Genomic DNA, 1,505 nt, shown 5'->3' on the forward strand with positions numbered 1-1,505 from the left:
ATATAAAAGCTCAATGGCGATTACAGCGTATCCTATAGAGTTAAATAGTAGACGGATATTAATAGAGTGAGATTTAGCTTTGTTGTGCGAATCTCCATGATGCTGACCATGATGTTTTGGCAACGCTCCTGCCTGTTCCAAGGCAGTGTGAATCATTAGCTCCTCTTCGATATGAGCCTCCTCTTTTCGTGAGGCTCTTAGAGCATAAGCCTCTTCTCTATTTCTTTTGGTAATAGCAAACGAGGTTAGAAGCAGAACCGAAGAGATAATTCCTACAAGTAGATGAATAGTCATAATATACCCTTTTTTATCTATTATAACCAATGTTCTTTAATATTTCTTTTTAATTCATAAAGTTATAAAAAGTAATTGATGTTTGAAGGGTAGAGACTTGGCTCTACCCCTACTCGCTATCTTTAATTGCTTTACTATCCATTGTTAATATACTAGTAATCCCCAAAGCCTCTTTGATTTTAGCCTCAATTTCATCTCTAAGCTTGGTATCCTCTTTAAATTTGGCTTTGACATTCTCTTTTCCTTGTCCCAATTTTTCCTCACCATAAGAGAACCAAGCACCTGATTTATCAATAATATCAAGCTTAACACCATACTCGACCAGCTCTCCCTCCCTAGAGATTCCCTCACCAAACATAATGTCAAACTCAGCCTGTCGAAATGGTGGAGCAACTTTATTTTTAATGACTTTTGCTCTTACACGGTTACCTATTTGAGACTCTCCCTGTTTAAGTGTTGCTATTCTTCTGATGTCTATTCTAACTGATGCATAGAACTTAAGGGCATTTCCTCCTGTTGTTACTTCTGGAGAGCCATAACCCATCATCCCAATCTTCATACGAAGTTGATTAATAAAAATTACAGTAGTATTAGTCTTATGCAAAACAGCAGTAAGTTTTCGCAACGCTTTACTCATAAGCCTCGCCTGAAGACCCACCTGCTGGTCTCCCATCTCACCCTCTATCTCTGCTTTTGGAGTCAATGCAGCCACTGAATCGACCACAATCACATCCACTGCACCAGAACGAGCCAAGGTCTCCAACACATCAAGTGCTTGTTCTCCAAAATCGGGCTGAGAGACCAATAGATTCTCAACATCAACTCCCAAATTTTTTGCATAAAGCACATCAAGGGCATGTTCAGCATCTATAAAAGCACAAACTTTATCATCTGCTTGAGCAGAAGCGATAATATGCAGTGCCAAAGTGGTCTTACCAGAACTCTCTGGACCATAAATCTCTATAACTCTACCAACAGGAACACCACCAATCCCCAGAGCCATATCAAGCCCCAGTGAACCTGTACTAATCGACTCCAAAGGCTCTATATCCTTATCACCCAGTCGTATTATTGTACCTTTTCCAAAATTTTTATCAATCTGCTTCATCGCCATATCTAGGGCTTTTTGTTTGTTTGCATCCATTTTAATTTTTATCCTTTATATTTGATTAAGTTTTAGAATATTATCACTATTATAATAGATTTATGAT

The 1,505-nt window shown here is 38.3% G+C and carries 2 protein-coding genes; both read right to left on the bottom strand.

All coding sequences use genetic code 11. The annotated features are described in order from the left end of the window. On the bottom strand, positions 1-294 hold a 294-nt coding region (locus tag GSY74_RS00930), incomplete at its 3' end, for a hypothetical protein (protein ID WP_164663222.1). 109 nt (positions 295-403) lie between these two features. Beyond that, entirely contained in the window at positions 404-1,438 is a 1,035-nt protein-coding gene (recA, locus tag GSY74_RS00935; RefSeq protein ID WP_164663223.1) for a recombinase RecA, read from the bottom strand. Positions 1,439-1,505 lie beyond the last annotated feature (67 nt).

Source organism: Sulfurovum sp. bin170 (assembly GCF_010892395.1).
GTDB lineage: Bacteria > Campylobacterota > Campylobacteria > Campylobacterales > Sulfurovaceae > UBA1140.